This is a genomic window from Nesiotobacter zosterae (assembly GCF_033843645.1).
GTDB lineage: Bacteria > Pseudomonadota > Alphaproteobacteria > Rhizobiales > Stappiaceae > Pseudovibrio > Pseudovibrio zosterae.
Genome location: NZ_JAWXVZ010000006.1, coordinates 189,392 through 205,278 on the forward strand (window position 1 = coordinate 189,392; position 15,887 = coordinate 205,278).

Here is a 15,887-nt window from a genome sequence, read left to right on the forward strand (position 1 = left end):
ATAAAATGTGATTGCTTCCGCATTGTTTCTGCAGAAACTACTCGGCGAGAAATGATATTTCACTGATACCTTTACGTGACACACATTTGCCGCTGCTTTTTTGAAGCAAAGCAAACACTAAACAATCTGTGAATGCTTGCCGGTTGCTTGGCCTCTAGGCAGTGGATCAAGCACGCAAGTACGTAGATGTCCTGCAGTCAATGTACTGTAGGTAATAAAATACCGATTTTTCCCCTTGATTTTCTTTGGTGATGGGTTCAGGACAACCTTGTCACGCCAAGTTCGGAGCGCGTTCATTTGCCTTACGCTTTCATGCGTTCAAGGCCTGCCTTGCGTTGTCTGCTCCGCCCTAAAACCGAACAAGAAAAGCGGATTAAGGGACAAAATGTCTACAAGTCCAATAACAGAAGCTTCAGCACCAACCACAAGCAAAGCGCAGGAGCCGGAGGAGACGCGTGTCATCTCGCTTCCTGGTCTTTGCGTCTTTGCCGTGGCAATTGGTGTGGTTGCCGCAGCAGGAGCTGTGATCTTTCGCTTTCTCATCGCGGTTGTTCATAACTTCTTCTTCTACGGCAAGTTCTCATTTGCATTTGATGCCAACCATGTGGGCGAACCCAGCCCTTGGGGCGCAGGCATCATTCTGGCCCCTGTCATTGGTGGCCTGATCGTTGTTTATCTGGTGCGCACCTTTGCGCCGGAAGCTAAGGGGCACGGCGTCCCGGAGGTCATGTACGCGATCTATCACAAGAAGGGTAACGTGCGTGGCATCGTGGCCGTTGTGAAGTCTCTGGCTTCTGCAATTTCCATTGGTAGTGGCGCGTCCGTGGGCCGCGAAGGCCCCATTATTCAGATTGGTGCTGCCTTCGGCTCCTCTCTGGCCCGTGCATTCAATCTGGTGCGCTGGCAAAAAATCACGTTGCTTGCAGCAGGTGCTGGCGCGGGGATTGCGGCTACTTTCAACACGCCGTTCGGCGGCGTGCTGTTTGCAGTTGAAATTCTCTTGCCGGAGTTCAGCAACCGGACCTTCCTGCCAGTGGTGGTGGCGACGGCAACCGCGACCTACGTCATGCACGTGGTGCTTGGCGTTGAAACCGCCTTTTTCGTGCCAACAGCAACCGACATTCAGCATGGCGCCATCGCCATTGAGCAGCTCGCCGGTTTTGCGATCCTCGGTTTCCTCGCTGGTTTTGTCAGCTGGGCGTTTATCCGTGTTCTGGAAAAATGTGAGGACTGGTTCCCAAAGCTTCCAGGCAATGAGTACACGCAGAACATCATCGGCATGTTGCTGGTGGGCTCCATGTCCTACGCCTTTTTTGTCACAACCGGGGCTTATCACACGGCTGGTGTGGGCTATGCGGCCATTCAGGATATCCTGAACGACAATCCGCAGACCTTCGTGCTCTTGGGGTGTCTGCTGGTTGGCAAACTGCTGGCAACATCCATCAGCCTTGGGTCCGGTGCCTCGGGTGGTGTGTTTGCCCCCTCGCTGTTTTTGGGTGCCTGCACCGGCGGTCTTGTGGGGCTGGCCGGACAGCATCTGTTTCCGGGCTCAGAGTTCAGCATTGCCGAGTTCGGCCTTGTGGGCATGGGCGCGGTTGTTGGCGGTGCCACGGGCGGTGCCATGACTGCCATCATGATGATTTTCGAGATGACCCGCGATTACAACGTGATGGTGCCACTGGTTCTGGCGGTTGCGCTTGCGGTCGGGGTGCGCCGTTGGCTGATTACGGCAAACATCTACACCATAAAGCTGCGTAACCGTGGTCGCCCGATTCCCACAAACCGGTTCACGAACATGTACCTCGTCCAGCAGGCCCATGACCTGATGAGCCCGAATTTCCTGCTGTTGGACAGTTCGGTGAGGGTGTGTGATGCCATCGCCCTGATGGATGCGAAGGATGTTGATCACGTTGTGGTGGTCACAGGCAAGCGCATTGACGGCTATTTGAAGTACGACGCGCTTCAGCACCGGGGCAGCGAGGCGGCCAATCTCGAACTTTGCGATGTGGTCAGCCGGGACTATCTGGTTGCCCCCGAAACGTCCATCATGAACACGGTGATCTCACGCATGAACAAGCACAATCGCCGCTATGGCATTGTGGTGCAGAACACCAAGGGCATTCCTCGGCCAGAGGACGTTGTCGGTGTGATTGACCGGACGGAGATTGCAGAAGCGGTGATTGCAAACCACTACGCTTGAGCAGACCTCATCTCGGTTGCAAGCTTCAAGGGCTGCGCTGGTATTCAGCGCGGCCTTTTTTGTTCGTTGATGCTCCTCATTTCCAAATTCTGCTGTTAAACAAGGAAGCTAAGCAATAATGCGTGGTGCGCACTGTAAGGTCCTGCTGGGAGGTGGGCGGTTCGCACCTGAAGCTTCTTGGGAGGATATCATGACACTGGCATCGCTGCAGGTCCCGGTTGAACGCAACACAGACGGCATTGAAGCCGTGCTGCCACAGCTCAAGGAGCAGTTTGGCACCCGCTATCAGTCGTCGCATTCCATGCGCGAGCAGCATGGGCATACCACCACCTGGTTGCCAAACCAGTTGCCGGATGCAGTCATTTTTGCCCATTCCACGGAGGAAGTGTCGGCAATTGTGAAGCTATGTGCCGCGCATCGGGTGCCGATCATTCCCTTTGGTACCGGGTCCTCTCTGGAGGGGCATGTGAATGCGCCCGGTGGTGGCATCAGCATTGACCTTTCGCAGATGAACCAGGTTGTGGCGGTGCATCAGGAGGATCTTGATTGCGTGGTTCAAGCAGGTGTCACGCGCAAGCAGCTTAATGAATTCATTCGCGATACAGGCCTGTTCTTCCCCATCGATCCGGGGGCAGATGCCAGCCTCGGCGGCATGGCGGCAACCCGCGCCTCTGGCACCAACGCGGTGCGTTATGGCACCATGAAGGACATGGTGCTTGGTCTGACGGTGGTCATGCCAGATGGCACAATCGTCAAAACCGGCGGCCGCGCCAAGAAGTCCTCTGCCGGGTATGACCTGACCCGCTTGATGGTGGGTTCAGAAGGGACTTTGGGCATCATCACGGAGCTGACATTGCGCCTGTTTGGTGTGCCGGAGGCTGTGTCTGCTGCGATTTGCCATTACCCAGATGTGGAATCGGCCTGCAACACGGTAATCAGCGCGATCCAATGCGGCATTCCAGTCGCCCGCATCGAGTTGCTCGACACGCTGCAAGTGAAGGCCGTCAATGGCTACTCCAAGCTCTCGTTGAAGGAAGCGCCAACACTGCTGGTGGAGTTTCACGGCTCTGAGGAGGGCGTGAAGGAGCAGGTCGAGCTTTTTGGTTCGATCTCCGAAGAGTTTGGTGGGGGAGATTTTGAATGGGCGACGCGCCCGGAAGACCGCAGCAAGCTGTGGGCCGCCCGCCACGATGCCTATTGGGCAGGCCTTTCCTTGCGCCCGGGGGCACGGGGTCTTTCAACGGATGTGTGTGTTCCCATTTCGAAGCTGGCCGAGTGCGTGACTGCCACACAAGAGGACATTGAGGCCTGCGGGTTTACCGCGCCAATCGTCGGCCATGTGGGGGACGGGAACTTCCACGTTCTGGTGCTTGCTGATGACCAAAACCCAGAGGAAATCGCCAGTGTTGAAGCCTTCATTGAACGGTTGAACTACCGCGCCATCGACATGGGCGGCACCTGCACCGGAGAGCATGGTGTGGGACAAGGCAAGATGAAATACCTCGCTTATGAGCACGGTGCTGGCGTTGATGTGATGGGCAGCATCAAGCGCGCGCTTGATCCGTTCAACATCATGAACCCGGGGAAAATCGTGGCGATTGAGCCATAACCTAAACGTGATGGGGGAGAGGCGGCCAATTTCGGAGCCTCCCCCATTGCCAAGCCCCGTTGCCGGATGCACCATACTGCTGTAATCCACTCGTAATGCTTAGGATTTGGGCGGTCATCGCAAATGCCCGCGCTGATGTGTTGCGAAGCTAAGGAGCTGTACGTTGAACTCGGCCTTTATCACGATCGGCACAGCCTTAATCATTGCGCTCGTTGCTGCTCTGGTCGCGCCCATGTTTATTGACTGGTCGGCCTATCGCACGACTTTCGAAAGATATGGCGAGACCATCTTGGGCCATAACGTAGCGGTTTTGGGTGACGCAGACGTGAGTTTGCTCCCAACGCCGTCCATTGCCTTCACCGACGTTCGGGTGGGTGAGGTGGAAGATCCGCTGCTGGTGATCTCCCGTTTCTCGGGCAAGATCGAGCTGCCCGCGCTGTTGCGCGGTGAGATCCGTGTCCTGGACATGAAGCTTGAGGAGCCAAATTTGCGCGTTGCTCTCGACGAGCAGGGCAAGCTGGATCTGCTCAACGCAACGCCGCATGATTCTGTCATGGAGTTCATGGAACCGAGTTCCGTTGTGTTTGACAGCATCGAGATCGTAAACGGCTCCATTAGCCTTGTTGATGCCCGGTCCGGGGAAAGCTTCAGCGGTGTGAATGGCAACTTTCTTGCCAGCGCGCGCAGTCTGGAAGGTCCGTTCAAGCTGGACGGCGCAATCACGCTGGAAGGTGTGCCTTACACGGTCCGCATCGGAACCGGTCGCCGCGATGCAAGCAAGCACACCCGCGTAAAAGCCCAGATTTCCCCTGCGTCCTTTCCGGCGCAGTTCACGCTTGATGGCGAGGTCTGGCAGGAAGACGGGCGTCCGTTTTATGCAGGTACTGCGCTTGCACGCTCCATCCTGCCTGAAGACAGCGAGCGGATGGAATGGCAGTTTGAGGGGGACTATCAGTTCGACCCCAGCGCCTTGATCATTCCCGCCTACACATTGCGGCTTGGCCCTGAGGATCGCCCGGTCACGGCAGAGGGCGCGGCACGGTTCGACTACGCTGGCGATGGTGCCTTGGATGCCAGCGCGCGGTTCAAACAGATCGATCTGGATCGCTTGTTCGGCGGCGGCCCGCAAGAGCCTGTTTCTGTTGCCAGCTTCCCGGCCCAACTGACCAGTTTTCTGGAAGACCTGCCTCTTGCGGCCACCAGCACCACATTGAAGGCCGAAATGCCGAGTGTGGTCATGGGCGGAAGCGTTCTCACCGATGTGCGGGCGGAGGTCTCTTCCGGCCCCACGGGATGGGGCGTGAAGCAGCTTTCCGCGCGTTTGCCGGGGCGTAGCTCGCTGAGGTCCTCCGGCTACCTGGAGCTGCGCACCGCGCGTGAATACCGTGGTCAGGTGGAAATTGACTCCCTGCAACCGCAAAAGCTTGCCAGTTGGTGGCATGGGACGCCAGAGGTGGCGACCGCTCGGGTAGAGCCATTTGACCTTCGTAGTGATGTTGCCGTTGGGCCGGGACTGTTTTCCATGACGGATCTGCGCCTTGATGTGGATGGCGCTCAGACGGTGGGCACAGTCTCCTACAAGTGGCCCTCGGGACAGCCTGCCGAGCTGGTCGTGGACATTGACAGTGATCGACTGGATCTGGATCAGCTTGAGACGTTCGCGGCGGCGTTGAGCGGCGGGCAGGTGCGCAGTACCGGCCTGAACATGTCCCTGCGCCTTTATGCCGATGAGTTTGTTTCCAAGGGCGTAAAAGCCAAAAGCATGATCCTGCGGGCAGGTCTTGAGGACGACACCTTGGCAATAGACGAGCTGAAAATTCGCGATTTTGCCGGAGCCTATGTGGATGCAAGCGGCCGGGTTGAGCGCGTTTCTACAACGCCTTCAGGCTCCATTGACGGCACCCTGCGGGCGACATCCCTCATTGGGGCTGTCTCTGCCCTTGAGCGCATTGCACCGGAAAACAGGTTCGTTCAGCAACTGAAAAGGGCGGCTCCCGCGCTGGCTCCTGTTTCCCTGACCAGCAAGCTGGAAGCTTCGGCTGTTGACGGGCAAACGCAGATTTCTGCCAGTCTTTATGGTGATGTTGGCGTCAGCGAGTTTGACTTCAACGGCACCTTTGCGGGCCGAATGGATGAAATCAACAGCGGTGATGTGAGGGCTGAGCTGTTTCTGGGCGGGGCGGATGGAGTCACCTTGTTGCGCCAGCTGGGCATCGAGGCGCTTCCGCTTGATAACGTTCAGCAGGCCAGTGTTCAGCTGGCCATGGAAGGTGTGCCTCGCAGCAAGATGGACTTCGTGTTCACCGGTCAGTTGGGGGATGCTGAGCTCAAGAGCGAGGGAACCTTCAACGTGAAGCCAGATGGCTCACCGCACTGGGAAGCCAGCAGCACGTTGCGTACCGCAGACATCAGCCCCACGGCCTTGGTTCTGGGCTATTTGCTACCAAACCCGGACAGTGCCTTGCCAGTCGATGTGGAGGCCACCTTGTCCGGTGAGGGGCGCAAGTTTGAAATGACTTCGCTTTCCGGTGTTGTGGCTGATGCCAACTTTCAGGGAACCTTGAGCGGGGAGCTTTCGCAAAACTCCGGCCTCAAGGCCAGTGGCGCGTTGGCGGCGTCCTCTGTGGATTTGCGGGGCCTGTCTGAGCTGGTTCTTGGGTCTGGCGCTTGGACGGCGGACCTCGAAAGCCGAGAGAGTGTTTGGCCATCCTCAGCGCTGGGCGCTTCTCTTCTGAGCGGCATTGATCTGACGCTGGACCTGCGCAGCGACCGCGCCCATTTCAGTGAGGAAATGGTTGTGGACGCGGCTTCAGGCCAACTTCGTTTGCGTGATGATCTGCTCGCTATCGATCAAGGCGTTGGCCGCTATGCGGGCGGCAGTCTGACTGGTGCCCTGCAGTTGACGCGAGTAGGGGATCAGGCCTCTCTTGAGGGGCGTTTCCGCCTTGATGATGCGGTGTTGGAAGAGCTGATCTGGGCCCGTGATGGCCGGGCGGTCGCCACCGGTACGGTGCAGGCCATTGCAGAGTTTGAAGGGCTGGGGCGCACGGTTTCGGGTTTGGTTTCCGGTCTTGCGGGCGGGGGTACCTTTACCATCAAGTCCGGTGAGATCCGCGGTTTGAACCCGGATGCTTTTGACCTTGTGATCGAGGCGGCGGATAGGGGCCTTGAGCTGGACGAGACCAAGGTTCGGGATGTGTTTGCAAGCCATCTGGATCTTGGCAGTAGTCAGTTCGATCAGATCGATGGCACGCTTGCATTGTCTTCAGGCCGATTGCGGGCGCGCAACATCAGCGTGGATACTGCCGCTGCGACCATGTTCGGCTCGGCGCAGATCGACTTGCAAAAGTGGCAGGCGGAAGGGGATGTTTCCATCAAGGTAGCCGGTGACCAGTATGAGGTCAGTGGTGCTGATCCTCAGGTGGCAATTGTGTTTGAAGGTGACGTTGCCTCTCCATCCCGTCGCATCGATGTGACGCCGTTCCTGTCCTATCTTAACATTCGCGCCATTGAGCAAAACGTGCTGCGGATCGAGAAGGAGCAGGAGGCGATTGCCGAGCAGGAGCGGATGCTGCGTGAGCTGAAGCGCCAGCAGGAAGAAGCCGAGGTCCGCAAGCGTCAGGAAGCCGAGCAGGCGGCGCAACGCGCGGCCGAGGAAGAGGCACGCCGCGCTGCTGAACGGGAAGCACGCCGGGCCGCGCAGGAACAGGCTGCTCGAGAACGCGCCTACCGGGAGCGGTTGGAGCGCCAACGGCAGGAACGTGAGCAGGCTGAGCGCGAGCAAAGGGAGCGGGAAGATCGTATTCGTCGCCTCCTTCAGGAAAACAGCGCGCCAGCACCATCCTCACCCAGTGCGCAAGACCGCACAAATCAGCAGGGAGCGGACGCGGATTTTTTGAGCACAGTTCGCTCTGCCCTGTCACGAGGCCAGTCTGATACGCAAGACGGCGGTGTGAACAGCGATCAGGGTCTGCCAGCGCTTGCGCCGCCGAAGTTCATTGGCGGTGTCAACGAAGCGGCGGTCCCCGGTTCTGGCGTAACTGAGGGGCAAATTCTCGTGGCTCCAGGCAGCGACTTCTCCGTAGACGGGGCGGGTACCACGTTTGATGCCAGTGTGCCGCCGCCGCAGCCAAAGCGGGATAACCTTCCGCGGTTCCGTGAGCTGCCGGGCGGGCGTCTGATCGAGATCAACTAGCGGTTTTTAGAGCTTTGTAGTGGCGTAGCACAGCCAGCCTGACACAGCTGGAAAGCCCCGCGTCGGGATCGCGTGTGTCGTCGATTTCTGCCACAACGGCGGCGATCGATTTACCGCTGAGCGAGGCGAGTTCCTCAAGCCCTTCCCAGAAGTCTTCTTCAAGGGCAATGCTTGTGCGGTGCCCATGCAAGGTGATTGAGCGCTTGATCAAAGCCAAGGCTCACTCCTGATCTTCGTGTTTGTGGGAGGTGGGCTCGCGTTCAGCACCATCAAGAGCCTTGCGAAGGCGCGTGGCTTCGAACTGTGCGACAGTCTTCTCAGCCTTGCTGCGGCCAAAGAGCCGGCGATTTTCTTCTGCCTGCTTTTCCTTGGCCGCGCGTTTCTGGTGCTTGCGCGCTTGTCTCAGATTAACGATGTCTGCGCTCATGGTGCCTTACATCCCAAATCTTAGAGGAGCGCGCTGGCGCAATCAGGTCTTCTTGCGAAACGCATCCAGCGATACGACGGTGTTTCCTGCTTCTGCAGGTTTGTCGTCCTTGTCCGCTTCTGAGTTGCCTACTTCCGCAGTGTCCTGATCCTGCTCGGCTTCTGGCTGAGTAAACTTGCTGGAGTTCTCAAGGCGTTCGGCCCGCTCCAACTCGTTGTGCAGTTCTTCAACAGCGGCCAGATCTGCCTCGGCAATGCGGAATTCCTCAGGCAGTTCCTCAGCGGTCTTGCCGGGTTCGAACTCAAGCGCGAACTGGACAGACGGGTCAAAGAAGCCCTTGATTGCAGCGAACGGCACATACAGGCGCTCAGGCACGCCGCCAAATGACAGACCAACCTCGAACGCATGTTCTGTTACCTGAAGGTCCCAGAACTGATGTTGAAGGACAATGGTCATTTCCTTCGGGTAGCGTTCTTTGAGCCGCGTGGAAATCTTCACGCCAGGTGCCGTGGTCTCAAAGGCGATGTAGAAATGGTGCTCGCCGGGCAAACCTGCGCGATTCACTTCTGTCAGGATCTTGCGCACCGCGCCCCGAAGTGCGTCCTGAATGATTATGTCGTAGCGGATCAAGTCTTCTGCCATGTGTGGCACCGCTTACCCTTTGCGTTCTTATTCGGCCCAACTATAACGTAGAGGCAAAGAAAAGGCCTGTGGTTTTTTCCGCCCCGCGCTCATTTGCGCTGGATGTAACACACAGGCTCCAAAAATCCCAGTGGAGGCTTCTGTTGCCAGGTGCCCCCGAACCCCGCCTAGAGAGCTAAACCCCCAGGACTTAGCGGACTACCGGTACTGCATTACGCAGCAACAGCGTTGTCCATAGCGTAGTTGTCGTTTGCAACTATCAATATGGCCCGATATCGGTGGTACCATGCCGAGCAAAAGCACAGCCTTTACGCCCTCGTCGATCCTATTTCGCCCCCGCCGAAACCCGCAGATCGTCTGCGGGCTTGGGTGGAGGCGCCGGGTACCGCCCCCGGGTCCGATAGGTTTATTGCGCTGACCATTTATTGCCGTAGCCAGTAAACTGGCATGCGGAATATAGGAGCTAAGTGGGCTAAATGGAAGGGGAACCCTCAAGGATATGTCAAGCTGTTGACAATCGATGGGAATCGGCGCGCCTTCCTTTATAGTCTGGCAAAAGACAATTGGCGGGCCTGTGCGGTTTATAAAGCAGAGGCACATCCTGCCGACAAAAGGCCGCAGAAAGAAAGGGACGACCACGTGCAGCAATATCTGGATCTGATGCAAAGAATTCTGGCGGAGGGCGTCGACAAGGGGGACCGTACGGGCACAGGCACGCGGTCCATCTTCGGTCACCAGATGCGGTTTGACCTTTCCGAAGGCTTTCCGGTGGTCACAACCAAGAAGCTGCACCTGAAGTCCATTATCCATGAGCTGCTCTGGTTCCTGGCCGGCGACACCAACATCAAGTACCTCAAGGAAAACGGGGTGCGGATCTGGGATGATTGGGCGGACGAAAACGGCGACCTTGGGCCGGTATATGGCTACCAGTGGCGCTCGTGGCCTGCGCCGGACGGGCGCTCCATTGACCAGATCAACAGTCTTGTGGAGCAGATCAAGACCAATCCGGACAGCCGTCGCCACATTGTTTCAGCGTGGAACCCAGCGCTGGTGGACGACATGGCGCTGCCTCCGTGCCATACCATGTTCCAGTTTTACGTGGCGGAGGGGAAGTTGTCCTGCCAGCTCTATCAGCGCTCTGCCGACGTGTTTCTGGGTGTGCCGTTCAACATCGCGTCCTATGCGCTCTTGACCATGATGATGGCGCAGGTCTGCGATCTGGAGCCGGGCGACTTTGTGCATTCGTTCGGGGATGCCCATCTTTACTCCAATCATTTCGAGCAGGCCCAGCTGCAGCTTTCCCGCCAGCCGCGCCCCTTGCCGAAAATGGTCATCAACCCGGAAGTGAAGGACTTGTTTGCGTTCAAGTACGAGGACTTCAAGCTGGAGGGCTATGACCCTCATCCGCATATCAAGGCAACGGTTGCTGTTTGATCCTTGATCGCTCGCAAAGGTAGATTGTTACATGAAAGCCCTCATTACCGTTCCGGCGCGTATTGGCTCCACCCGGTTTCCGAAAAAGCCGCTCCACCTGATCAATGGCAAGAGCCTTTTGGAGCGTGTTGTGCAGATTGCTGCTGTTGCTGCCAAGCAGACCGGCGCCCAGTATGTGGTTGCCGTTGATCATGAAGAGGTTGCACGGCACTGTGATGATATTGGTGCGCCTTGGGTGATGACGGATCCCGACTTGCCATCCGGGACAGACCGCGCTTTGGCTGCGGCGACCGCCCATGGAGGTGACTGGGACTTCGTTTTGAACCTGCAGGGCGATGCACCGTTCACCCCGCCAGAGCATGTGGCGCTTTTGATTGAAGCGGCCAAGGTCAAGGCAGAGGCGGAGCTTTTCACACCCGTCATTCGTCTGGATTGGGAGGCGCTCGATCAGCTGCGCGAACATAAGAAGGACCACCCGTTCTCTGGTACCACGTGCCTCAGAAATGATGAGGGCCGGGCCTTTTGGTTCTCAAAGAACATCCTTCCCGCCATTCGGGGAGAGGAAAAGCTGCGCGCTGCAGATCGTTTTTCACCTGTGTTCCGCCATATCGGGCTTTATGGCTATCGCATTGATGCGCTTAGAAAGTTCTGCGCAGCTCCCGTAGGCACCTATGAAAAGTTAGAGGGCCTTGAGCAGTTGCGGTTCTTGGAAAACGGCATGCACGTTCATGCCGCTGAAGTTGCTGTACCCAAGCTCTCCATGTCTGGTGTGGATACGCCAGCTGATGCGGAGCTTGCAGAAAAGCTGATCGCACAACACGGTGATCCCTACGCCGAACTGGAGGCCCGTCTATGACCCGTATTTATGTGACCCGTCATGGCAATACCTTTGACAAGGGCGATGTGATTACCCGCGTTGGGGGGCGGACAGATTTGCCCCTTAGCACCTCCGGCCTGGCGCAGGCCGAGGCGTTGCGCGATCATTTCGAGCAGGATGGCATCAAATTTGACCGGGCGTTTTGTTCTCCGCTGAAACGCACCAAGAAAACTGCCGAAATCGCGCTTGCCAGCCAGTCTGCTGAGGTGGAGCTGAAAGTGCTGCCGTTTCTGGTGGAGATTGACTACGGGCCAGACGAGAACAAGCCTGAAGAAGAGGTCGTTGCGCGCATCGGCGAAGCGGCCTTGAAGGCGTGGGAGGAGGACGCAATCCCCCCGCAGGGCTGGCACGTTGAGCCCACGGCAGTCATCGGCCGCTGGGAAGAGTTTTTTGCCAACGCGAACAAGAAATACAAGGACGAAACCATTCTGCTGGTCACCAGCAATGGTATTGCCCGGTTTGCATTGAGCGCCGTTGATGGTGGAAAAGGCGATCACGCGCTCAAGCTGAAGACCGGTGCCTATGGCATTCTGGATGTGGCAGACGACGGCAAGGTTACTGTTGTGTCGTGGAACGTGCGTCCATGATGTGACCTCAAACCCGAAGCCAGGTAAGAGCCGCAGTAACAATAACGAGGAGGAGGTGTGCTCATGACCGCAATTGCCATGATATCTGCTGTTGCCGAAAACGGTGTTATCGGCGCAGACAATGATATGCCTTGGTCGATTTCGACTGACCTGAAGTTCTTTCGCAAGACCACCATGGGAAAGCCCGTGATCATGGGCCGACGGACTTTGCTTTCCATTGGCAAGCCGCTTCCGGGCCGAACCAACATCGTCGTTACCCGCGACGAAGGTTTTGCGTATGAAGGCGTCACCATTGCCCGCTCCGTGGACGAAGCCATCGATCTCGGCCTTCAGGTGGCACGCGAAAAGACCCTTGATGAAATCATGATTATTGGGGGTGGCCAGATCTATCTGGCAGCTATGCCGCAAGCAACGCGTCTTTACATAACCCGCGTTCATGCCAAGCCGGAGGGGGATACCCACTTTCCAGAGATTGCCGAGGATATGTGGGCGCTTAAAGAGCGGACGCCGTTTGAACGCGGTGAAAAAGATACCGCAAGCACCTCTCTTGAAATCTACGAGCGCCACGCGTCCTGACGCGGTGCCACTTCCTCCGTTTTTTCTTGCGGAACCGGACTTCTCATGTTTTCAAAATCAGAGTTTGCCGAAATTGATCTGAATTGGGCGCATTTTGACGCCTTGTCTGCAAGGGACGTTTACGACGCCCTTAAACTTCGGTGCCTTGTCTTCATCGTGGAGCAAGAGTGCCCCTATCCAGATATCGATGGTGAGGACCTTGCTGCCGTCCACCTGTTGGCTCGGCGCAAAAGCGACGGCAAGTTGGTTGCCTATCTTCGGGTCTTTGAACCAACACAAGTTGCGTCCTACTGGAAAATTGGCCGTGTTGTGGTCGATCCGTCGGCTCGGGGAAGTGGGCTTGCACGTCAGATCATGAGTTCTGCAATGGCTTACTGCAAAGATCACGGTGCAGGAAACGAGATACACTTACAGGCGCAAGTTTATCTGAGCGCTTTCTATGAGAGTTTTGGGTTTAGACCTGTGAGTTCTGAGTATCTCGAGGACGGTATTCCACATATCGATATGAAAAAATCATCGCTTGGTTAATTAACACAAGGCTGGGCCGTGGTTAGACCGACGCGCTGATAAACGCGCTCTCGAAAGATCATGAAAATACAACGGAACTTGGGGCCTTCGCACTTGTCTGGAGCTGCATTTGCACCTATCTGACAACATAAATGGAAGGCGCGATTGGGCACATCTTCCGATTGCTACCTTCTTTCAAGCTTTTTTGAGGAAAATGAGCGCACGGACCTGCTGTTTTTGCTTTGGGGAAACACATGAAAGTGTCGCTATCACGCCCCAAAATACAATTACAACCATAGCGAATGGTGAGACTATCAAAAAGACTATAAGGTGGTCTTAGAGGCGTGTGGTTTCATTGAAAGGGCGGCGTAAGTCCCCTATAAATCAATGAAAGTCATAGCAAGCGCAGCACATTAGGTTAATCGGCCGGATCTCCGGCTAAGTATGTACAAAAGGAACTCTAAATGCCTTGGAGCAATCAAACTGGCGGAGGCTGGAAGGGCGGCGGTAACAACGGCGGCCCATGGGGTAATTCCGGCGGCGGCGGTGGCGGCGGCGGCCCTTGGGGCGGCGGTCCACAGCGCGGCGGCGGCGGTGGGGGTGGAAATCCACCTGATTTCGAGGAAATCCTCAAGCGCGGCCAGGATCACCTGAAAAACGTCCTGCCAGGAAATGGCGGTGGAATGGGCTTCAAGGGCATTTTGCTGGCCATTATTGCTGCGCTGGTTATCTGGTTGGCGACCGGCATTTACCGCGTAAACACTGGCGAAGTGGGTGTTGAGCTCGTTTTTGGTCAGGTGGTTGGTCAAACCGCGCCAGGCTTGAACTATAACTGGCCATATCCAGTTGGCGAAGTTTACAAGCCGGATGTTCTGCGCGTTCGCGAAACCACTGTGGGTATGGAAGAGCTGGTGCGCGGCACCACGATCTCCAACCGTGACGTCGCTGAGGAAAGCTTGATGCTGACTGGCGATGAAAACATCGTCGATGTCGACTTCAAGATTCAGTGGGTCATCCAGAATACGCCGACGGGTGTATCTGACTTCCTGTTCAACATTCAGGACCCAGAAGCTACCGTGAAAGCCGTTGCTGAATCTGCAATGCGTGAAGTTGTGGGTAGTTCCCGTATTGACTCGATCCTTACCGAAAACCGCGCCCCTATTCAGCAGGGCGTGCAGGACTTGATGCAAGCCACCCTAGACAATTACGGGGCTGGTATTCAGGTTCGTGACGTTCAGATGCAGAAGGTCGACCCTCCTGCGCAGGTAATTGAGGCTTTCCGTGACGTTCAGGCTGCGCGCGCCGATCAGGAGCGTATCCAGAACGAGGCGCAGGCCTACGCAAACCGCATTGTTCCAGAAGCACGTGGTGAAGCGGCTCGTATTACTGAAGCTGCTCAAGCTTACCGTGATCAGACCATCGCTCAGGCAGAAGGTCAGGCACAGCGGTTTACCAAGGTTTACGAAGAGTACACCAAGGCACCAGACGTGACCCGTCAGCGTCTCTATCTGGAGACCATGGAAGAGGTCCTGAGCAAGAACCAGAAGATCATCATCGACGGTGAAGGTTCTTCAAGCGGTGTGTTGCCATACTTGCCGCTGGATCAGTTGAACCGTCGTACTGGCGCAACCGGAGGTAATAACTAATGAAAAGCGGTATTCTTGGTATCGTAATAGCCGTTGTCGCGCTGGTCCTCTATTGGTCCGTGTACATCGTGAATCCAGCCCAGCAGGCTCTGGTTCTGCAGTTTGGTGAGGTTCGCGGTCAGGCGACTGAACCAGGTCTCAAGTTCAAATGGCCATGGGAAAACGTTGTTTACATCGATAAGCGTATTCTTGACCTGAACATGCCGGTTCTTGAAGCGATTGCTTCTGACAAGAAGCGTCTTCTGGTCGATGCGTTTGCGCGCTATCGCATCAGTGATCCGATCAAGTTCTACCAGTCGGTGAATAACGTGGAAGAAGGTTCCCGTCGTCTGGCGACATTCCTTCAGTCTTCACTGCGTCAGGAACTCGCGAAAGCAAGCTTGAACCAGATCGTTCGCGATGAGCGTGCCGAACTGATGGAAAAGACCCGTCAGGACGTGGACCTTCGCGCGGATAACATCGGTATCGATGTGGTGGATGTGAAGATCCGTCGCGCGGATCTGCCGGAAGCCAACTCTCAGGCAATCTTCCGCCGTATGCAGACGGAACGTGAGCGTGAAGCGACCGAAATCCGTGCGCAGGGTGAAGAGCAGGCACGCCGTATTCGCTCCCGCGCGGATCGCGATGCGACCGTCATCGTGGCGAACGCACAGCGTGATGCTGACATCGTGCGTGGTGATGGTGATGCGCGCCGGAACGAGATCTTTGCTCAAGCCTACAACAAGGATCGTGACTTCTTCGAGTTTTATCGTTCCATGCAGGCTTACAGATCCTCCATGAACGGTGGCAACACCTCCCTGGTGCTGTCTCCAGACTCAGAGTTCTTCCGGTTCTTCCAGAACTCTAGCGGTTCCGCATCGGCTCCGGCAACGTCCGCCGCAGCGACAGCCACAGGTACGGCTTCCGCACAATGAGTGATCTGATTGTGGCGTTGGGTCTGGTCCTGGTGATCGAAGGGATCGTCTATGCTCTGGCCCCAACCCACATGAAGGACATCTTCCTGAAGATGCAGGAAGTTCCTGAGCAAACACTGAGGATTGGAGGGCTGGTTGCGATCGCTATCGGATTTGTTGTTGTCTGGTTTGTCCGTTCCGGCGGATAGGGAGCAACACAAGCTTTTGGGATTGGGCTGGCACTACTGGAAATTTTCATAAAAGTGATCACTTGCCCGCGCTTTGTTAACCAAG

14 protein-coding genes and 1 other RNA gene are annotated in these 15,887 nt (G+C 56.5%); 11 read left to right on the forward strand and 4 right to left on the reverse strand.

The features are described 5' to 3' along the window. Positions 1 to 385: 385 nt before the first annotated feature. The 3 genes from Q3Y58_RS10800 (at position 386) to Q3Y58_RS10810 (ending at position 8,004) form a co-directional block, all read left to right on the forward strand. Positions 386 to 2,200: a chloride channel protein gene (locus tag Q3Y58_RS10800; protein WP_319622224.1), complete on the forward strand. Its 1,815-nt coding sequence runs from the start codon at positions 386 to 388 to the stop codon at positions 2,198 to 2,200. 190 nt (positions 2,201 to 2,390) lie between these two features. Continuing rightward, positions 2,391 to 3,809: an FAD-binding oxidoreductase gene (locus Q3Y58_RS10805; protein ID WP_319622225.1), complete on the forward strand. Its 1,419-nt coding sequence runs from the start codon at positions 2,391 to 2,393 to the stop codon at positions 3,807 to 3,809. A 163-nt stretch (positions 3,810 to 3,972) separates the two neighbouring features. Further along, positions 3,973 to 8,004 carry an AsmA family protein gene (locus Q3Y58_RS10810; protein WP_319622226.1) on the forward strand — a complete coding sequence of 1,344 codons (4,032 nt, stop codon included), beginning with the start codon at positions 3,973 to 3,975 and terminating at the stop codon, positions 8,002 to 8,004. Here Q3Y58_RS10810 and Q3Y58_RS10815 read toward each other — a convergent pair. From Q3Y58_RS10815 to ssrA, 4 genes are all read right to left on the reverse strand, one after another. After that, on the reverse strand, positions 7,997 to 8,221 hold the full coding sequence (locus tag Q3Y58_RS10815; protein ID WP_274218505.1) for a ribbon-helix-helix domain-containing protein: 225 nt from the start codon (positions 8,219 to 8,221) through the stop codon (positions 7,997 to 7,999). The two genes, Q3Y58_RS10810 and Q3Y58_RS10815, sit on opposite strands and share 8 nt — an antisense overlap. Positions 8,222 to 8,224: 3 nt before the next feature. Beyond that, positions 8,225 to 8,431: a DUF4169 family protein gene (locus Q3Y58_RS10820; protein WP_319622227.1), complete on the reverse strand. Its 207-nt coding sequence runs from the start codon at positions 8,429 to 8,431 to the stop codon at positions 8,225 to 8,227. A 42-nt stretch (positions 8,432 to 8,473) separates the two neighbouring features. Further along, the gene (locus Q3Y58_RS10825; protein WP_319622228.1) at positions 8,474 to 9,073 is read right to left on the reverse strand and encodes an SspB family protein; all 600 of its coding nucleotides are present in this window, start codon (positions 9,071 to 9,073) and stop codon (positions 8,474 to 8,476) included. A gap of 129 nt (positions 9,074 to 9,202) precedes the next feature. After that, positions 9,203 to 9,559, reverse strand: a transfer-messenger RNA (tmRNA) gene (ssrA, locus tag Q3Y58_RS10830). A 153-nt stretch (positions 9,560 to 9,712) separates the two neighbouring features. Between ssrA and Q3Y58_RS10835 the strand changes: the two genes are divergently transcribed. From Q3Y58_RS10835 to Q3Y58_RS10870, 8 genes are all read left to right on the forward strand, one after another. Then, positions 9,713 to 10,507, forward strand: coding sequence for a thymidylate synthase (locus tag Q3Y58_RS10835; protein ID WP_319622229.1), 795 nt, complete (start codon positions 9,713 to 9,715; stop codon positions 10,505 to 10,507). Between the two features lie 31 nt (positions 10,508 to 10,538). Then, a complete protein-coding gene (locus tag Q3Y58_RS10840; protein WP_319622230.1) occupies positions 10,539 to 11,363 on the forward strand; it encodes a 3-deoxy-manno-octulosonate cytidylyltransferase family protein in 825 nt (274 codons plus the stop codon). After that, positions 11,360 to 11,971 carry a histidine phosphatase family protein gene (locus Q3Y58_RS10845; RefSeq protein WP_319622231.1) on the forward strand — a complete coding sequence of 204 codons (612 nt, stop codon included), beginning with the start codon at positions 11,360 to 11,362 and terminating at the stop codon, positions 11,969 to 11,971. The genes Q3Y58_RS10840 and Q3Y58_RS10845 overlap by 4 nt, the downstream gene beginning before the upstream one ends. A gap of 63 nt (positions 11,972 to 12,034) precedes the next feature. Continuing rightward, positions 12,035 to 12,547: a dihydrofolate reductase gene (locus tag Q3Y58_RS10850; protein ID WP_319622232.1), complete on the forward strand. Its 513-nt coding sequence runs from the start codon at positions 12,035 to 12,037 to the stop codon at positions 12,545 to 12,547. Positions 12,548 to 12,592: 45 nt separating this feature from the next. Next, positions 12,593 to 13,075 carry a GNAT family N-acetyltransferase gene (locus Q3Y58_RS10855; RefSeq protein WP_319622233.1) on the forward strand — a complete coding sequence of 161 codons (483 nt, stop codon included), beginning with the start codon at positions 12,593 to 12,595 and terminating at the stop codon, positions 13,073 to 13,075. Positions 13,076 to 13,518: 443 nt separating this feature from the next. Next, complete coding sequence (gene hflK / locus Q3Y58_RS10860; protein WP_274218513.1) at positions 13,519 to 14,700, forward strand: FtsH protease activity modulator HflK; 1,182 nt, start codon at positions 13,519 to 13,521, stop codon at positions 14,698 to 14,700. After that, complete coding sequence (hflC, locus tag Q3Y58_RS10865; RefSeq protein WP_274218514.1) at positions 14,700 to 15,614, forward strand: protease modulator HflC; 915 nt, start codon at positions 14,700 to 14,702, stop codon at positions 15,612 to 15,614. Before hflK ends, hflC begins: the two co-directional genes overlap by 1 nt. Beyond that, complete coding sequence (locus tag Q3Y58_RS10870; RefSeq protein ID WP_274218515.1) at positions 15,611 to 15,802, forward strand: DUF2065 domain-containing protein; 192 nt, start codon at positions 15,611 to 15,613, stop codon at positions 15,800 to 15,802. Before hflC ends, Q3Y58_RS10870 begins: the two co-directional genes overlap by 4 nt. Positions 15,803 to 15,887 lie beyond the last annotated feature (85 nt).